Raw genomic sequence first — 14,491 nt, forward strand, 5'->3', positions numbered from 1 at the left:
ACGTGGCGCCCTGGCCCGCGCGCCGGCGGGGGGCCACGCCTTTTACCCGGGTCCCGCCCCCCCCCCCCCCCCCCCCCGGCCCCCCCCCCCCCCCCCCCCGGGGGGCCCCCCCCCCCCCCCCCCCCACGGCGTACCGCGCAGGATCCGAAGGACGGCCATGGCTCACGTTGCAACACGACCGGCGCCCACCGCCCCGCCGCACCGGCGACGGGCCTGGCGCGACATTCTCATCGGGTGGAGCTTCATCCTCCCGAACTTCGTCGGCTTCGCCCTGTTCACGCTCATTCCGATGGTCGCGGCGTTCGCCCTGGCGTTCCTGGACTGGGACTCCTACAGCACGCCGGAATGGGTGGGGCTGAAGAACTTCCAGCGGCTGTTCTCCGACGAGAACTTCCACGTCGCCCTGCGTAACACCCTCTACTACGCGCTCGGCCACATCCCGCTGACGCTGGTCGCCGCGCTCGGCCTGGCCATCGCGCTCAACCGGAAGCTGCGCGGGGTGGCGTTCTTCCGCACCGCGGCGTTCTTCCCCTACATCACCTCGCTGGTCGCCGTGGCCATCGTGTGGAACATGCTCTTCAACCCGACGGCTGGACCGATCAACCAGCTCCTCGAAGCGCTCGGCGTGGCGCACCCGCCCAGGTGGGTGGCCAGCACGGACTGGGCGATGCCGGCCGTGATCGTCACCAGCGTGTGGCGGGACATGGGCTACTACATGGTGCTCTACCTCGCCGGGCTGCAGACGATCCCCAAGGAGTACTACGAGGCCGCGCGGGTGGACGGCGCCAACGCCTGGCAGCGGTTCTGGGGCATCACTCTGCCGTGCCTGCGGCCCACGACGTTCTTCGTCCTCGTCATGCTGACGATCCAGAGCTTCAAGGTCCTCGACCTCATCGTGGTCATGACCGACGGCGGCCCGGGCCGCAGCACGCTGGTGCTGAGCCAGCTCATCTACCGGGAAGGCATCACCGAGGGCAAGTTCGGCTACTCGTCGGCGATCGCCCTGGTGCTGTTCGTCATCGTGCTGACCGTCACCGTCGTCCAGTTCCGTATCAACGAGCGGAGGAGCGCCCGATGACCGCACTGCACGATGCTCCCCCGGCCGCCGCCCAGCGGCGCCCGCCGGCGGCCGCCGAGGACGGGGACCGTTCGGGAGGGAGCCCGCTCCGCCGGGCGCTGACCTATCTCACGCTCACCGTGCTCGCCGTGCTGGTGCTCGTGCCGTTCGCCTGGATGGTGTCGTCCGCGCTGAAGCGCGACAACGAGGTCTTCACGGTGCCCATCCAGTGGATCCCCCGGGAACTGCGCTGGTCGAACTTCGTGGAGATCTGGGAACGCATCCCGCTGCTCACCTACCTGGGCAACTCGGCGTTCCTGTCCGTGACGATCACGCTGCTGCAACTGCTCACCGGGAGCTTCGCGGCCTACGGGTTCGCCAAGGTGCGCTTTCCTGGCCGGGACGCGTTGTTCCTCGCCTACATCGCCACCATCGCCGTGCCCTGGCAGGCGTACATGGTGCCGCAGTACATCATGATGCAGAAAGCCGACCTGACGAACACCTATTGGGCGATCATCCTGCTGCAGGCGTTCGGCGCGTTCGGCGTCTTCCTCATGCGCCAGTACTACATGTCCATCCCGGACGACCTGTGCGAGGCGGCCCGGATCGACGGGCTGAGTGAGTACGGCATCTACTGGCGGATCATCCTGCCGCTGTCCAAACCGGCGCTGGCCAGCCTGGCCCTGCTCACCTTCGTCAACACGTGGAACGACTACATGGGGCCGTTCATCTACCTGACGAGCAACGAGCTGTGGACCGTGCAGCTCGGCCTGCGCTCGTTCGTCGGGCAGTACGACGCCGAGTACGCGATGATGATGACCGGCGCGGTGCTGTCGGTGCTGCCGATCCTGGTCATCTTCCTGCTGGGGCAGCGCTACTTCATCCGGGGCATCGCGACGAGCGGGCTGAAGTGATGCGGAACCTGTTCCGCCCGGCCGAGCAGGCGACATACGAGAAGGTCTTCGGCACCGTGTACGTCGGCCTCATGACGAACGTCCTGCTCGCCGTCGCCTGCGTGCCGCTCCTGGTCGCGCTCGCGGTCGTCCGGGACCCGCTGGCGTCGTGGCCGTTCTTCGTCGCGCTGTCGTCGCTGTGCGCGCCCGCTCTGACCGGGGTGTTCGGCTGCTTCGCCGCGCTGGGCGATGGCTCGACCGCCGTCTTCCGTACGTTCTGGGCCGGCTACCGCCGCGGCGGCGCCCGCGCGCTCGCCCTCTGGGCGGCCGGTGCCGTGGCCGTGAGCGTGCTGGCCCTGGACGCCGTCGTGGTCGCGCGCACCGCCTGGGGACCGGCGTTCGTGCCGTTCTTCGCCACGGCGGCGGCGCTGGTGGTGGCCGTGGTCGTGGCCTCGCTCGTGCTGCTGGCCGAGCCGCGGCCCGAGCCGCCGCGGCTGCGAGACCTCGTGCGGCCCAGCCTCTACCTGGTGGCGCGGCGGTGGTACCTGGCCGCCACCAGCCTCGCCGTGCTCGTCCTGGCCGTGGCAGTCATCCTGGTCAAGCCGGTGATCGGTGTCCTGATGCTGTGCTCACCCCTGTTGTACGTCGTGTGGTCCACGATCAGGTTCATCGTCGCCCCGGCCTTCGGTAAACCTTGATGTCGCAGGTCAGGGCAGTGATCACCGGCGGCTTAGAGTGTACGGGTGCTCAGGATGGTGCTGTCGTTGACCCTGCTCGACCCGACCGGCCTCGCGGAGGTCCCCCAGCGATCGGTGGCCCCGCGCAGGGTGCTGACACCGGACGGCGACCGCCTGGGGTACGCGCCGGTCGCCCGTCCCTACACCGGCGCGCAGCGGCTCACCGGGGTGCTGCTCGGGCATGATCCGGTCAGCAGGACGACCGTGCTGTGCGGGGGCGCGGTGATCAGGTCGCGCAGCCGCAGTCTGGTGCTGACGGCCGCGCACTGCCTCTACCACGACGGGCGGCCGCTGCCGCAGGTGGCCTTCCTGCCGGGGTTCGACCAGGGCCGGCCGCCGCTCGGAGTCTGGCCCGCCCGGCGGACCTGGGTGCCCGAACAGTGGCAGGGGCGGCCGTACTCGGCGGACATGCTGCCGTACGACGTCGGGCTGGTCGGGGTGCGGCGGCGTGGGGCCACGCTGGAGGCCACGACCGGGCGCGGGCTGCGTCCGCTGGCCACCCGCAGGGGTACGCCGCTGCGCGGGCTCGACCTGCTCGGCTACCCTGCTGGGCGGCGCTATCCCGGCACGCGGATGTACCACTGTGTGGGGGACGCCGAAGAGGCCACCGCCCAGGGGCCGGGGGTGCTGGTGACGCGGAACTGCCACGCGCCGGCCGGCGGCAGCGGCGGACCGGCCGTGTACGGGAACGAGGTGGCCGGCGTGGTGTCGTCCTCCAGCCCGATGAGTGACACGGGCGGGTTCACGGTGCTGGCCCGGCTCGGCCGGCGGTCGTTCGGCCGCCTGCTGACCACCGCCGACTCCTGGATGCGCCGCCGGCAACGCTCGTGAGCCGTCCCGTGGTCAGGAGGCGTTCGCGACGATGTCCTCGCAGATGGCGTGGCTGATCAGGGCGTCGTCCGCGCTGATCGTCCGGCCGTCGCGGACCGCGGCGAGGAACTCCAGGCAGATCCGCTCGATGCCGCGCTGCCGCCCGACCGGCACCCAGTCGGGCCGCCGGGTGAGCGTCTCGCCGCCCACGTAGTCGACCACGTCGCCCAGGTTGACCACCCGGCGCTTGACGCCGTCGCCCATGACCTCGCAGGTCTCCTCGGTGGCGCCGCTGACCCGGTTCATGAGTCCGATGGCGGTGAAGCCGTCACCGGACAGCTCCAGCACGATGTGCTCGATCAGACCGTCCCGGACGCGGGTCCTGATCCGGGTCCCGGTCACCTCACCGGGGGCGAGGAACCGCAGCGTGTCGACCACATGAATGAAGTCATCAAATATCGCCCGGCGCGGGACGTCAGGGTAATTTTCGCGGTTCTTCGCCATCAGCACGAGATGCCGGGGAAGGTCGAGCAGCCCGGCGTATCCGGGGGCGTAGCGGCGGTTGAAGCCGACCATCAGTGACCGCCGCTCCGCCTTGGCCAGTCGTACGAGAGCCTCGCAGTCGGCCAGGTTGTCGGCGATCGGCTTGTCCACGTAGACGTGCACCCCGGCGTCGAGCAGCGGCTCGACGAGCTCGCGGTGGGCCCCGGTGGCGGCGTGCACGAACGCGGCCTCGACCCCGCTCTTGATCACGTCATCCACGGAGGTGGACCGGTCGGCGATCCGGTAGGTGTCGCCGAGCCGGTCCAGGGTCTTGCTGTTGCGGGTACAGAGGTGCAGGTCGAGGCCCGGCTGGGCGGCGAGCACCGGCAGGTAGGCCTTCTCCGCGATGTCGCCCAGGCCGATCATGGCTATCTTCACGCCTTGAGCGTAGCCGCGAGCGCCTCGTCGATCGGGGTGGGCGCGACACCGAACGTCCGCTGGAAGGCCGACGAGTCCATCTCGTACGGTGCGACGAACTGGTAGCGGATGTGCTTCAGCTCCCTGAGCATCGGCGAGAACAGGCCCGCCGCCTGGATCGCCGGCCACGGCAGCGTGGCCAGCTTGGGCACCGGGCGCCCCGCGATGGCCGCCATCCGCTCGCCGATCTGGCGGAAGGTCAGCGGGTCGGTGGTGGGCACGTGCCACGGCCGCCCCCAGGCCCGCTCGTCGGTGCCCGCGACGATCAGTGCGTCGGCCACGTCGGGCAGGTACGTCCAGCTGTGCGGAATGTCGGCGGGCCAGGGGATCTGGATGGTCTTGCCGGCCCGGAACGGCACCAGGAACCGGTCACCCAGGTAGGACTGGTCGGTGGCGCCGGGGCCGAAGTAGTCGGAGCCGCGCACCTCGGTCGCCCTGATCCGGCCCGCCTTGTGCGCGGCCAGCGCGTCGTTCCAGATCTTCGCCCGCACCTGAGCCTTCGGGCTGGTCGAGGCGAGCGGCAGGTCCTCGGTCATCGGGCCCGTGACCGGGCCGTAGGGGTAGAGGTTGCCCAGGATGACCAGCGGCGCACCCGTGGCCTCGGCGGCGGCGAGGAACGACGCGGCCATCGGCGGCCAGTCGGTCAGCCAGCGGTGATACTTCGGGTTGACGCAGTTGTAGAGAGCGTCGGCGCCCTTGGCGACCTCGGTCAGCCGCGCCTTGTCGGCGACGTCGGCCGCCACCTTCTCGGCCCCGGCGGGGCCGCTGCCCGAGCGGGTCACCACGATGACCTGGTGCCCCTGTGCCAGCAGCTTGGTGGCCAGATGCGTGCCAACCTGACCGGAACCCACGACGACGTGCTTACCCATGATCAGACCTGCTTCCAGATGATGCGGAGAACCGCGTTGATGATGAAGAGCGCCGCGAAGACGGCAGCCGGTGTGACCAGGCCCGCGGCGTAGAGCGCCAGGGCGCCGCCACCGAACCAGAGGATCTCCAGGGCGGCCCTGGCCAGGCCGGTCAACGGGAAGGTGGCGTTGGCGCCGCCACCCGCACCGAACAGGGCCCACGCGGCGATGAACAAGGCGGGCCCGCCGAGCCCGGCGAGCAGCTTGATCGCCCAGTTCGGGCTCACCGTGAAGCCCCAATAGCCTACGGAGGCGAGGACCCCGAGCTCCAGGAAGAACATCAGGGCCGCGTTGGCGCCTTTGGCGATGGCCAGCATGTCGAACCTCCGTGTGACTGCCGTTCTCTTACAAGAGCAATGCTCTCTCAAAGAGTCCGCATTCGTCAAGAGCGGTGCTCTCGTTTCTTCGCAGTGCTCTGATATGGTCGGTGACATGACAGCTAGCCGTACCGCGAGAGAACGCGTCAGGGCCGAGCTCACCCGGGAGATCACCGACATCGCCCGCCGTCAGCTGGCCATCGAGGGCGCGGGCGGTCTCTCCCTGCGCGCCGTGGCCCGCGAGATGGGCATGGTGTCATCGGCCATCTACCGCTATTTCCCCAGCCGGGATGACCTGCTGACCGCGCTGATCATCGACGGCTACAACGCGCTCGGCGCGGCGGTGGAGGCCGCCGACGCGGCCGGCGCGCCCGCCGGCTTCGCGGGGCGCTGGCTGGCCGTCTGCCATGCCGTACGCGACTGGGCGCTGGCCCATCCGCACGAGTACACACTGCTGTACGGCTCGCCGGTGCCCGGCTACCAGGCGCCGGAGGAGACGATCGAGGCTCGACTGCGCGATGTGACGGTGTTCGGCCGGATCGTCTCGCAGGCGTACGAGGCGGGCGCGCTGACCCCGCCCGACCTCGCCCCGCCCGTTCCCGCCGCGCTGTCGGGCGACGCCGACAACCTGCGCCAGATCATGCCCGGGGTGCCCGATGACCTGATCTTCCGCGGCCTCACCGCGTGGACCGGCCTGTACGGCTGGGTCAACTTCGAGGTGTTCGGCCAGTTCGAGAACACGATCGAGGACAGACGCGGCGGCTTCGAGCAGTCGATGGGCACCCTGGGCGCGCTCCTGGGCCTCCGCCCCGCGTGAACACTTACCCGACTGGCTCACAAAATCTGACATTTCCCGCTATGGTGCCGAAGATCCCCTAGCTTTGGCACAGGAGCCCCATGTCGCACGTCGAACCCCTCCGGGAAGGCGATCCCACTGCCGTGGGGCCCTACCGGCTGTTCGGGCGGCTGGGCGCGGGCGGCCAAGGGGTGGTCTACCTGGGCCAGGGGCCCGACGGCAGGCAGGTCGCGGTCAAAGTGCTGCGCGAAGGGCTCGCCGACGAGCGCTTCGCCAAGGAGATCGACGCGGCGCGCCGGGTGGAGCCGTTCTGCATCGCCCAGGTGCTCGACGCCTCACTGGGCGCCCGGCCGTACATCGTGACCGAGTACGTCGAAGGCCCCTCGCTCCAGCAGGCCGGCCGCCACGTCGGCGCCGACCTGCAGCGGCTCGCGGTGGCGACCGCGACCGCGCTGGCGGCCATTCATCAGGCGGGCATCGTTCATCGCGACTTCAAGCCCGCCAACGTGCTGCTCGGACAGGGCGGACCCCGGGTGATCGACTTCGGGATCGCCCGGTCCGTCGAATCGGGGATGACGGCTACCAGCGGCATCGTGGGGACGCCCGCGTACATGGCGCCGGAGCAGCTCGCGGGCGCCTCACTCGGTCCCGCGGTGGACGTCTTCGCGTGGGCGTCGGTGATCGTGTTCGCCGCCACCGGGGTGCCCCCGTTCGGCGAGGACTCACTGCCCGCGGTGATCAATCGGATCCTGCACAACGAGCCGCAACTCGGCGACCTGCCGCAACCGTTACGCGCGATCGTGCTGGGGTGCCTGGCCAAGGATCCGGCGCGCCGGCCGGCCATGCGGGACGTGTTGCTGCAGCTCCTGGGCGGACAGTCTCCCATGCTTCCGGACGGTGGCCACGCTCCGTCCACGGTTCCCGGGCGGCGGCGGGGGAACCGGACGGCGGTCATCGCGAGTGCCTCCGGCGTGGGGGCGCTGGCGGTCGCGGGCGCCGTCGCCTGGGGCGCCACGAGCGCCTGGAGTGTCTGGGGACCGCAGCCGAGTACACAGCCACTGGCGATCGCCACTACCGGGACGCCCACCCCGACGAAGACGAAAACGGCTCAGCGCCCGAAGACCAAGAACCCGGCGACCACGAAGAAGCCGACCGTGAAGCCGACCGTGAAGCCAACTGTGAAACCGACCGTGAAACCGACCGTGAAGTCGACGCCGACCGTGAAACCGACGCGGACAACTCCCAAACCCACGACCGCGTCGTCGAAACCCGCATCGGGCAGCGGTACCTTCCGGATCGTGTGGGTGCGCGTCATCGGCCCCCGGCACGCCGACTCCCCGGACTGCGTGTTCAACCACGGCAACATCTCCGGCCTGGTCGAGGGGACCAAGCTGGCCACCGACTTCCGCTACGAATGGATCCTGGACGGGAAGGTGGTGTCGCGCTCTCAGAGCGTCATCGCCGAGAGCCACACCCAGACGGTCTTCGGCCCGCTCGTACAGACGGACGGCCCTCACCGGGTCACCCTCCGCCTCACCTCCCCCCAGTCGGTGTCGAAGCCCTTCTCGTTCACCATCTGCCCGAGCGATTGATGAACCCTCTCCTGCCAGAAGATCCCCCGGGTGTGGGCCCTTACCGGCTGCTCGGGCGGCTGGGCGCGGGCGGCCAAGGGGTGGTCTACCTGGGCCAGGGGCCCGACGGACGGCCGGTGGCGGTCAAGCTGCTGGCGGACGGGCTGGCCGACGATCACCGCTTCGCCAAGGAGATCGACGCGGCGCGCCGGGTGGAGCCGTTCTGCATCGCTCAGGTGCTCGACGCCTCGCTGGGCGGCCGGCCGTACATCGTGACCGAATACGTCGAGGGACCCACCCTCCACCAGGCCGGCCGCCACTTCGGCGCCGACCTGCAGCGGCTCGCGGTGGCGACCGCGACCGCGCTGGCGGCGATCCACCGGGCCGGGGTGGTGCATCGCGACTTCAAACCCGCCAACGTGCTGCTGGGGAGGGATGGGCCGCGGGTCATCGACTTCGGCATCGCCCGCGCGTCCGGCCATTCGCTGACAGTGACGAGCAGCATCGTCGGCACACCCGCCTACATGGCGCCGGAGCAGATCGCGGGCGCCCCGCTCGGTCCCGCGGTGGACGTCTTCGCGTGGGCGTCGGTGATCGTGTTCGCCGCGACGGGAAGTCCGCCGTTCGGCAACGACTCGCTGCCCGCGGTGATCCGCCGCATCCTCCACGACGAGCCGTACCTGGGCGACCTGCCCGGCCCGCTGCACCCGATCGTGCTGTCCTGCCTGGCCAAGGACCCGGCCGCCCGGCCCGCCATGCAGGACGTCCTGCTCCGGCTCATCGGCGCCCCGCCCACCGGTATGCCAGGCGACCTGACGGGCCCTCGAGGCGGTATGGCGACTCATGCCGTGAGCCGCCCGCGCTGGAAGGCGCTGCTGGCGGGCGCCGGGGCGCTGGCGGTGTCCGCCGCCCTGGTCACCGGGGCGATCATCTTGCTGCCCGACCCGGCGCCGACGGCCGCGCCTACTGCGCCGGCCACCGAACAAGGCCCCACCAGGACACCCGCCGCACCGGCCAAGAAGCAGGACACCGGCAAGACACCCAGCACGCGGCCCACGAAGACCCGCGCCACCAGGACCAGCGGCCCGAAGCCCACGTTCTCCCGCAGGCAGTCCACGCCCGAACCCACGACCGCCCCGTCAAAAGCCCGGACCACGACCGCGTCCGCGGGGACCGTGCGCCTGGCGTCGTTGACCCTGGAGGGGCAGCAGACCGGGAACAACTGCTATTCGCCCAGCCTCTTCCCCGTCGCCCTGCTCACGGGCCCATCGGGCAAGCAGGTGGAGTACGGCTACCGCTGGGTCGTGGACGGCCAGGACGAGGGATGGAAGACGGACTGGGTGACCGGCACGACCAAGAACCGGCGCAACCCCTTCGGCGCCTTCGATCCGGGCCGGCACACGATCGTCTTCCACCTGCTGACACCCTCGAAGGCCAGCAAAGGAGTGTCGTTCACGGTGTGCTCCTAGGTACGTTCGTTGTCCCCGGTCAACACCACCGGCCCGTGATCCGCGACGGTCTGGGCGAAGGCGCGGATGAGCGGAGTCTCCGCGGCGGCCCGCCAGGCGAGGACCCACTCCGAGGGCGGGGCATCACGGATGGGCACGAAAGCCAGGCTGGGCCAGGGGTAGAAGCGGGCCATCTCGGCGACGACCCCGGCGACGGCTTGGCCGGAAGATACGGCGCTGAGCACCTCCTGCCAGGTGGAGACCTTGGCCCCACGAGGGATGGGGCGGCCCGCCGGGGTGCGGTGCGGGACGATGGCCGCCTCCATGGACGCCGGAATCGACCGGGGCGACACCTGGGCGCAGTGGTCGCCGAGATCTTCCAGACAGATCGAGTCGCGCGTGGCGTAGGGATGGGTGGCGGCGACCATCAGCAGCACCGGTGAGGTGTGCGTCACCGGGCCGACGATCAGGTCAGGCTCACGGACCGGCATCCACAGCACCGCCACGTCGACCTCCGCTGATCGCAGCAGGTCCAGCGGAGCGGGCGGCTGGATCTCGCGATGCTGGAGGCGGGCGCCCGGATAACGGGTCTGGAACAGCTCGAGGGCGCCGCTGATGATCTGGGTGTGCGGGCCCATCGTGCCCAGCGTCAGCGTCCCCGACGGGCCGTGGACGGCCTCGGCCGCGGCCTCGATCCCGGCGGTGATCTGCCGGTATCCGGCACTGAGATCACGCTGCAGCTGTTCGCCCAACGGGGTGAGCCGCACTGTCCTGGACGTGCGGTCGAACAGCGGCGCGCCGATGCGGCGTTCCTGCTTCTTGATCGCCTGGCTGACCCGGGAAGGGGTGATGCGAAGCCGCTCGGCGGTCCGGCCGAAGTGCAGTAATTCGGCCAAGGTCAGAAAATCTCGATGTCCCGTAGTTCCATCACCCCTCCTGACCGTGAATCTACCGGTCAACGGTGTCGCCGTTGTTCAGTTGTTCAGGGGAACGGGTTCGGCCGACGGAACCGGCTTCGCCATCGCCGATCCGGTCGGTGCCAGCGGCGCTGAACAGGCAGCACTACCGTTGCGGCATGACCACCCCCGCGGCGGAAGCCGACATCGACGACGACCTCGTCGACCGCCTGATCCGCACGCAGCACCCGGACCTGGCGGGCCCGCTGACCCTCGTCGCCAACGGCTGGGACAACGTCATCTATCGCCTGGGCACGGACCTGTCCGTACGCCTGCCGCGCCGCCAGGTCGCCGTCGACCTCATCGTCAACGAGCAACGCTGGCTGCCGGTCTTGGCCGAGCACGTCGAGGTCGCGCTGCCCGTACCCGTCAGGGTCGGCGTGCCCGGCGAGGGCTACCCGTGGCCGTGGACGATCGCGCCCTGGTTCGACGGCCGTACGGTCACCGACGTGCCGCCGTCCGAGCGCTCCGGCATCGCCGTCCCACTGGCCGACTTCATGACCGCCCTCCACCGCCCCGCACCACCTGACGCGCCGCACAACCCTGTCCGCGGCGTCCCGCTCGCCGCCCGCGACGAAGCGGTACGGCACCGCCTGCGATCCATCCCCCGATCAGCCAATCTCCTCCCCCTCTGGGAGAAGCTGGCCGCCCTCCCGTCCTGGCACGGCCCCGCGCTCTGGCTCCACGGCGACCCGCACCCAGGGAACCTGCTGCTCAACGGGGAAGGCTTGGCGGCCGTCCTGGACTTCGGCGACCTCACCAGCGGTGATCCCGCCACCGACCTGGCCGCCGCGTGGCTGGTGTTCGACGAGAACGCCCGCGAGGTCTTCCGATCACGCGCGGACGTCGACGAGGTGACCTGGGAGCGAGCGCGGGGCTGGGCCCTCGTCATAGGCACTGCCCTGGCCGCTCACTCGGCCGACAACCCCAGCATGGCGGCCATCGGCGAGCACGTCCTCGACCAGGTGCGTCTCACCTAGAGGCAGGCGTGTGCAGCCCTCGTACGGCGTGTCTGCCGATGAGAGGGCTGCCCGGGGCGACCTTCGCCTGGTCATCTCGCCCATCGTGGGCAGAACTCCACATGGAACTGGTCCCAGTCGTGCTCCTCCAGATCCGGCAAGTCGTATAGGCAGCGGCAGACGTGGTAATTGCAGGCGCCGGGAACGTAATACTCCGTCGCGGCGTGGGGTGGCCCGTCCTTGGAAATGGCGAAGATCTCCTGTGCCGCCTCCCGGAACGCCGTCGTGCCACCCGTCAGGAACAGGGTCTCGGCGTAGAAGGCCTGGTGAAGCAGGTTGCCGCGCTTCGGATCGCGTCGCGCTGAGGTCTTGAGACCGAGGTCGGCCGACAGGTCTCTTGCCGGGACACGCGCGGTGTGCAGCTCTCGGAGAGAGTTCCCCCAATTGAGGCGCTCCCGCAGTTGCTTCCACCTGGAGGGCCGGAACTGCACCGCGCGATGGACCAGCACGAGGTCGATCCGCTTCTCCTCGCCCCAGCCGACCCCGTCTCCGGGAGCGGTCGGGGTGGTGCGCATCGGCAGATAGATCAGGGATCGCGGGGATCGCGCCGCGAGCAGCATCAGAGTGCCAATGCGTCGGCCGTCTGTCCGGTCCGCATACATCTCATAGCAATCCTGGGCCTTGTAGAGCGCCCCGTTCTTCAACGGGCCAGCCGGTCGGATCACCCGGAAATCCATGCCGCCGACCCGCCCACGCTGGACGGCGACTTTAAGCTTCAGGTCGTCGCGTGTGAGGGTGGCTCGTGAAGCAGCCATCCAGATGTCTCCTCTTCAGCGTTTTCACCGTTTTCATCGTTGAACTCTCATCGGGATTGTCCCGATCATGGACGCACTTGATCAAGTGGGCAACCGCAGGTCGCGAAACTAGACAGCCGCGTCAGAGTGAGGCGGGGGCCGCCGCGTCGCCGGATCTCAGGGCCGCCTCGACGATGGTGAGTGCCTCGCTCTCATCGATGCCGACGCTCGCCACGACGGCCGCATAGTCGGCGGCGGCCTGGCGGGCTCGTTCGCGGGCCTGCTCGCCGGCCGCTGACACGAACGACCCGGCCCGCCCCCGAGTCTCGATCAGCCCGGCCTCCTCAAGCTCCCGGTAAGCCCGGCCGACCGTGTTGACGGCCAGACCGAGGTCGGCCGCGAGCCGGCGGATGGTCGGCAGCCTGGAGCCCACGGCCAGCGTACGGTCGTGGATCTGCCGGGCGAGCTGGGCCCGCAACTGCTCGAACGGCGGCACCGGCGAGCCCGCGTCGATGACGATCATCCGACGCCGACCACGTGCCGCGCCGTGGCCGCGCACGACGGCGTCCTGGCCTGGACGGCGATGACGGCGGCCAGACCGAGCACCATGAAGGTGAGGGCGGCGGCGTTCCACCAGCCGGGCGCGGAGCCGAGCAGCAACACCACCGGCAGCCCCAGGAACACGGACGGCGCGTTGCTGTCGCGCGCGTCCTCGATGCGCATGATGACGTCGGCCGTCAGCGACACCTCGTCCTCGGCCACGACCGGCCGGGCCAGCAGCTCGCGCAGCTGCAGGGCCGCGCCCAGGCCGACCCCGGCCACGGCGACCAGCAGCACGACGGCCGCGTACCGCACGGTGCCCTCATCGAGGGTCAGTGCGCTCACCCCCAGTGCGAAGGCACCGGCGAAGGTGCCGATCAACAGGACGGCGTACCTCCATCCGAGGAGGGTCCGCCAGCCGAGCTGCACCGGATGGGCCACCCGCCGCGCCAGCGCCGCCCCGGCCTGCCGATCGACACGCCGCACCCAAGCGTCAAGCAGCGTCCGGGCCAGCACCAGCCCGATGATCAACGTGCTCAGGACCAGCACCAGCGTCGGCCGGTATGGCCAAAGTTCGCCGAATGCGGCGGTGGCCAGCCGATCAGTGGCCTGTGCCAGCGCGGCCGCGATATACAGCGCGGCCAGCAGGACACTGCCGAGGAGCCGCGCCCGCCGCCGCACTGCCAGTCGCGCGGTCAGTAACGGCGTCGGTGGACCGTCGCCGAGACCGTGTCGCAGCAGCCAGGCGCCCGCGCTTCGAACGTCCGCCTGCCGCGGCCCGGCGCCCGGCGTAGAGCTGTTCGTCATACCCTCCTCCTTTTGTCGCAACCTTTGTATCAATATGTTGCGTCATAGCTTGCGACAAAGTCAACAGAGCCGGCGGGGCGGGTGTGCCTGCGGCCACCGCATCCGCCCGTATCTTCAGTGGATCGACACTGACCAAGTCGCAGAACCACAGATGATCTCGAGCGCCAGATCGCACCTTGATCGCGTTCGGCGCGCGCCCGATCTTGGCCGTGAACTGCAGCCACCGCCGCGTGCACCCCTGCCGCCGACCAGGAGGCACTTGTCCCAGACGTTCTCCAGCGTGGGCGACAACATTGGTCGCCCAGCCGCATAGGGCCCCCGATGAGCGCGCTCATCGGGGGCCGGGTCCGGCTTGGAGCTACGGGGGGAGAGATCCTCGCCGGACGTTTCGTCGGCGACTCCGCCACTCCCCTTCGGCGAGAAAACGGAGCCGCCTAGCCCTCATTGGTTGCGCGTTCCGCCGGGGCCGCGTCCGCCTGCCGTTCCGGAGACCGGTTCGGGAGCGGACGAGTCAGGGGAAGATGGGACCGCCCGGATGGCGCACCAGACGGTACGGCCAAGCCCACGGCCGTGCTCCCGTATCCCCCAGTCCTGGGAGATCTCACGGACGATCAGCAGCCCACGACCGTCCTCCGCCTCCGGCTCCTGCCGGATGTGCGGGCTGGAAAAGGCGGAGCCGGGATCACGCACCTCCACATAGACCATCTCCTCCGTCGCGGTGACGGTGAGGCTGATGAAGTCGTACGGCCTGGCGTCGGAGTGCCGGAGCGCGTTGGTCACGAACTCGGACGCCGCCAGCACTGCGTCGTCGACAGAAGAGTGATCGTCTCCGAGCCATCTGCGCACTTCGGAGCGGGCGTGCGAGACGGACTCGCGAATACCCACGAGATGGATCGAACCGATGACCTTCGGCTCCGCGCTCGCAGCTTTCATGGCTT

Annotated in this window: 16 protein-coding genes; 8 read left to right on the plus strand and 8 right to left on the minus strand. The window is 69.9% G+C overall.

What is annotated here, in order from left to right:
• Positions 1–157 precede the first annotated feature (157 nt).
• From ACGFNP_RS38375 to ACGFNP_RS38390, 4 genes are read left to right on the plus strand one after another with little or no spacing between them, the layout of a single operon-like run.
• The gene (locus tag ACGFNP_RS38375; RefSeq protein ID WP_358336588.1) at positions 158–1,078 is read left to right on the plus strand and encodes a sugar ABC transporter permease; all 921 of its coding nucleotides are present in this window, start codon (positions 158–160) and stop codon (positions 1,076–1,078) included.
• The gene (locus tag ACGFNP_RS38380) at positions 1,075–1,971 is read left to right on the plus strand and encodes a carbohydrate ABC transporter permease (protein WP_358336585.1); all 897 of its coding nucleotides are present in this window, start codon (positions 1,075–1,077) and stop codon (positions 1,969–1,971) included. The genes ACGFNP_RS38375 and ACGFNP_RS38380 overlap by 4 nt, the downstream gene beginning before the upstream one ends.
• On the plus strand, positions 1,971–2,648 hold the full coding sequence (locus ACGFNP_RS38385; RefSeq protein ID WP_358336582.1) for a hypothetical protein: 678 nt from the start codon (positions 1,971–1,973) through the stop codon (positions 2,646–2,648). The genes ACGFNP_RS38380 and ACGFNP_RS38385 overlap by 1 nt, the downstream gene beginning before the upstream one ends.
• A gap of 54 nt (positions 2,649–2,702) precedes the next feature.
• Positions 2,703–3,518: a trypsin-like serine protease gene (locus tag ACGFNP_RS38390; protein ID WP_358336628.1), complete on the plus strand. Its 816-nt coding sequence runs from the start codon at positions 2,703–2,705 to the stop codon at positions 3,516–3,518.
• Between the two features lie 12 nt (positions 3,519–3,530).
• On the opposite strand, the gene ACGFNP_RS38395 is transcribed toward ACGFNP_RS38390, so the two are convergent.
• Genes ACGFNP_RS38395 through ACGFNP_RS38405 form a run of 3 tightly spaced genes read right to left on the minus strand, consistent with a single transcriptional unit; the run spans position 3,531 to position 5,682 of the window.
• Complete coding sequence (locus ACGFNP_RS38395; protein ID WP_358336579.1) at positions 3,531–4,418, minus strand: Gfo/Idh/MocA family oxidoreductase; 888 nt, start codon at positions 4,416–4,418, stop codon at positions 3,531–3,533.
• Positions 4,415–5,326, minus strand: coding sequence for an NAD-dependent epimerase/dehydratase family protein (locus ACGFNP_RS38400; protein WP_393327221.1), 912 nt, complete (start codon positions 5,324–5,326; stop codon positions 4,415–4,417). Before ACGFNP_RS38400 ends, ACGFNP_RS38395 begins: the two co-directional genes overlap by 4 nt.
• A 2-nt stretch (positions 5,327–5,328) precedes the next feature.
• Positions 5,329–5,682, minus strand: a complete 354-nt coding sequence (locus ACGFNP_RS38405; RefSeq protein ID WP_358336573.1) for a YrdB family protein — start codon at positions 5,680–5,682, stop codon at positions 5,329–5,331.
• 115 nt (positions 5,683–5,797) lie between these two features.
• Here ACGFNP_RS38405 and ACGFNP_RS38410 point away from each other — a divergent pair, with 115 nt between their 5' ends.
• From ACGFNP_RS38410 to ACGFNP_RS38420, 3 genes are all read left to right on the plus strand, one after another.
• Complete coding sequence (locus tag ACGFNP_RS38410) at positions 5,798–6,499, plus strand: TetR/AcrR family transcriptional regulator (protein ID WP_358336570.1); 702 nt, start codon at positions 5,798–5,800, stop codon at positions 6,497–6,499.
• A gap of 80 nt (positions 6,500–6,579) precedes the next feature.
• Positions 6,580–8,070, plus strand: coding sequence for a serine/threonine-protein kinase (locus ACGFNP_RS38415; protein ID WP_393327224.1), 1,491 nt, complete (start codon positions 6,580–6,582; stop codon positions 8,068–8,070).
• On the plus strand, positions 8,070–9,518 hold the full coding sequence (locus ACGFNP_RS38420; RefSeq protein WP_358336564.1) for a serine/threonine-protein kinase: 1,449 nt from the start codon (positions 8,070–8,072) through the stop codon (positions 9,516–9,518). Before ACGFNP_RS38415 ends, ACGFNP_RS38420 begins: the two co-directional genes overlap by 1 nt.
• Here the strand turns inward: ACGFNP_RS38420 and ACGFNP_RS38425 are convergent.
• Entirely contained in the window at positions 9,515–10,393 is an 879-nt protein-coding gene (locus ACGFNP_RS38425) for a LysR family transcriptional regulator (RefSeq protein WP_393327227.1), read from the minus strand. The genes ACGFNP_RS38420 and ACGFNP_RS38425 overlap by 4 nt on opposite strands.
• A gap of 179 nt (positions 10,394–10,572) precedes the next feature.
• On the opposite strand from ACGFNP_RS38425, the gene ACGFNP_RS38430 reads away from it, so the two are divergent.
• Positions 10,573–11,433, plus strand: coding sequence for an aminoglycoside phosphotransferase family protein (locus tag ACGFNP_RS38430; protein ID WP_393327230.1), 861 nt, complete (start codon positions 10,573–10,575; stop codon positions 11,431–11,433).
• Positions 11,434–11,504: 71 nt separating this feature from the next.
• Here ACGFNP_RS38430 and ACGFNP_RS38435 read toward each other — a convergent pair whose 3' ends face one another.
• From ACGFNP_RS38435 to ACGFNP_RS38450, 4 genes are all read right to left on the minus strand, one after another.
• The gene (locus ACGFNP_RS38435; RefSeq protein ID WP_393327233.1) at positions 11,505–12,227 is read right to left on the minus strand and encodes a hypothetical protein; all 723 of its coding nucleotides are present in this window, start codon (positions 12,225–12,227) and stop codon (positions 11,505–11,507) included.
• 121 nt (positions 12,228–12,348) lie between these two features.
• Complete coding sequence (locus ACGFNP_RS38440; RefSeq protein WP_358336552.1) at positions 12,349–12,729, minus strand: GntR family transcriptional regulator; 381 nt, start codon at positions 12,727–12,729, stop codon at positions 12,349–12,351.
• Entirely contained in the window at positions 12,726–13,553 is an 828-nt protein-coding gene (locus ACGFNP_RS38445; protein WP_393327236.1) for a hypothetical protein, read from the minus strand. Before ACGFNP_RS38445 ends, ACGFNP_RS38440 begins: the two co-directional genes overlap by 4 nt.
• Positions 13,554–13,994: 441 nt before the next feature.
• Complete coding sequence (locus ACGFNP_RS38450; RefSeq protein WP_393327238.1) at positions 13,995–14,486, minus strand: ATP-binding protein; 492 nt, start codon at positions 14,484–14,486, stop codon at positions 13,995–13,997.
• Positions 14,487–14,491 lie beyond the last annotated feature (5 nt).

The sequence above is a fragment of the Nonomuraea sp. NPDC049269 genome (genome assembly GCF_043197155.1).
In the GTDB taxonomy this organism is placed as follows: domain Bacteria; phylum Actinomycetota; class Actinomycetes; order Streptosporangiales; family Streptosporangiaceae; genus Nonomuraea.

Excerpts from the sequence above, each read along its gene's own strand:
- ACGFNP_RS38380 (WP_358336585.1), top strand. The coding sequence starts at position 1,075 with ATGACCGCACTGCACGATGCTCCCCCGGCCGCCGCCCAGCGGCGCCCG.
- ACGFNP_RS38390 (WP_358336628.1), top strand. The coding sequence starts at position 2,703 with ATGGTGCTGTCGTTGACCCTGCTCGACCCGACCGGCCTCGCGGAGGTC.
- ACGFNP_RS38430 (WP_393327230.1), top strand. The coding sequence starts at position 10,573 with ATGACCACCCCCGCGGCGGAAGCCGACATCGACGACGACCTCGTCGAC.
- ACGFNP_RS38385 (WP_358336582.1), top strand. The coding sequence starts at position 1,971 with ATGCGGAACCTGTTCCGCCCGGCCGAGCAGGCGACATACGAGAAGGTC.
- ACGFNP_RS38375 (WP_358336588.1), top strand. The coding sequence starts at position 158 with ATGGCTCACGTTGCAACACGACCGGCGCCCACCGCCCCGCCGCACCGG.
- ACGFNP_RS38415 (WP_393327224.1), top strand. The coding sequence starts at position 6,580 with ATGTCGCACGTCGAACCCCTCCGGGAAGGCGATCCCACTGCCGTGGGG.
- ACGFNP_RS38445 (WP_393327236.1), bottom strand. The coding sequence starts at position 13,553 with ATGACGAACAGCTCTACGCCGGGCGCCGGGCCGCGGCAGGCGGACGTT.
- ACGFNP_RS38435 (WP_393327233.1), bottom strand. The coding sequence starts at position 12,227 with ATGGCTGCTTCACGAGCCACCCTCACACGCGACGACCTGAAGCTTAAA.
- ACGFNP_RS38420 (WP_358336564.1), top strand. The coding sequence starts at position 8,070 with ATGAACCCTCTCCTGCCAGAAGATCCCCCGGGTGTGGGCCCTTACCGG.
- ACGFNP_RS38440 (WP_358336552.1), bottom strand. The coding sequence starts at position 12,729 with ATGATCGTCATCGACGCGGGCTCGCCGGTGCCGCCGTTCGAGCAGTTG.
- ACGFNP_RS38450 (WP_393327238.1), bottom strand. The coding sequence starts at position 14,486 with ATGAAAGCTGCGAGCGCGGAGCCGAAGGTCATCGGTTCGATCCATCTC.
- ACGFNP_RS38400 (WP_393327221.1), bottom strand. The coding sequence starts at position 5,326 with ATGGGTAAGCACGTCGTCGTGGGTTCCGGTCAGGTTGGCACGCATCTG.
- ACGFNP_RS38405 (WP_358336573.1), bottom strand. The coding sequence starts at position 5,682 with ATGCTGGCCATCGCCAAAGGCGCCAACGCGGCCCTGATGTTCTTCCTG.
- ACGFNP_RS38410 (WP_358336570.1), top strand. The coding sequence starts at position 5,798 with ATGACAGCTAGCCGTACCGCGAGAGAACGCGTCAGGGCCGAGCTCACC.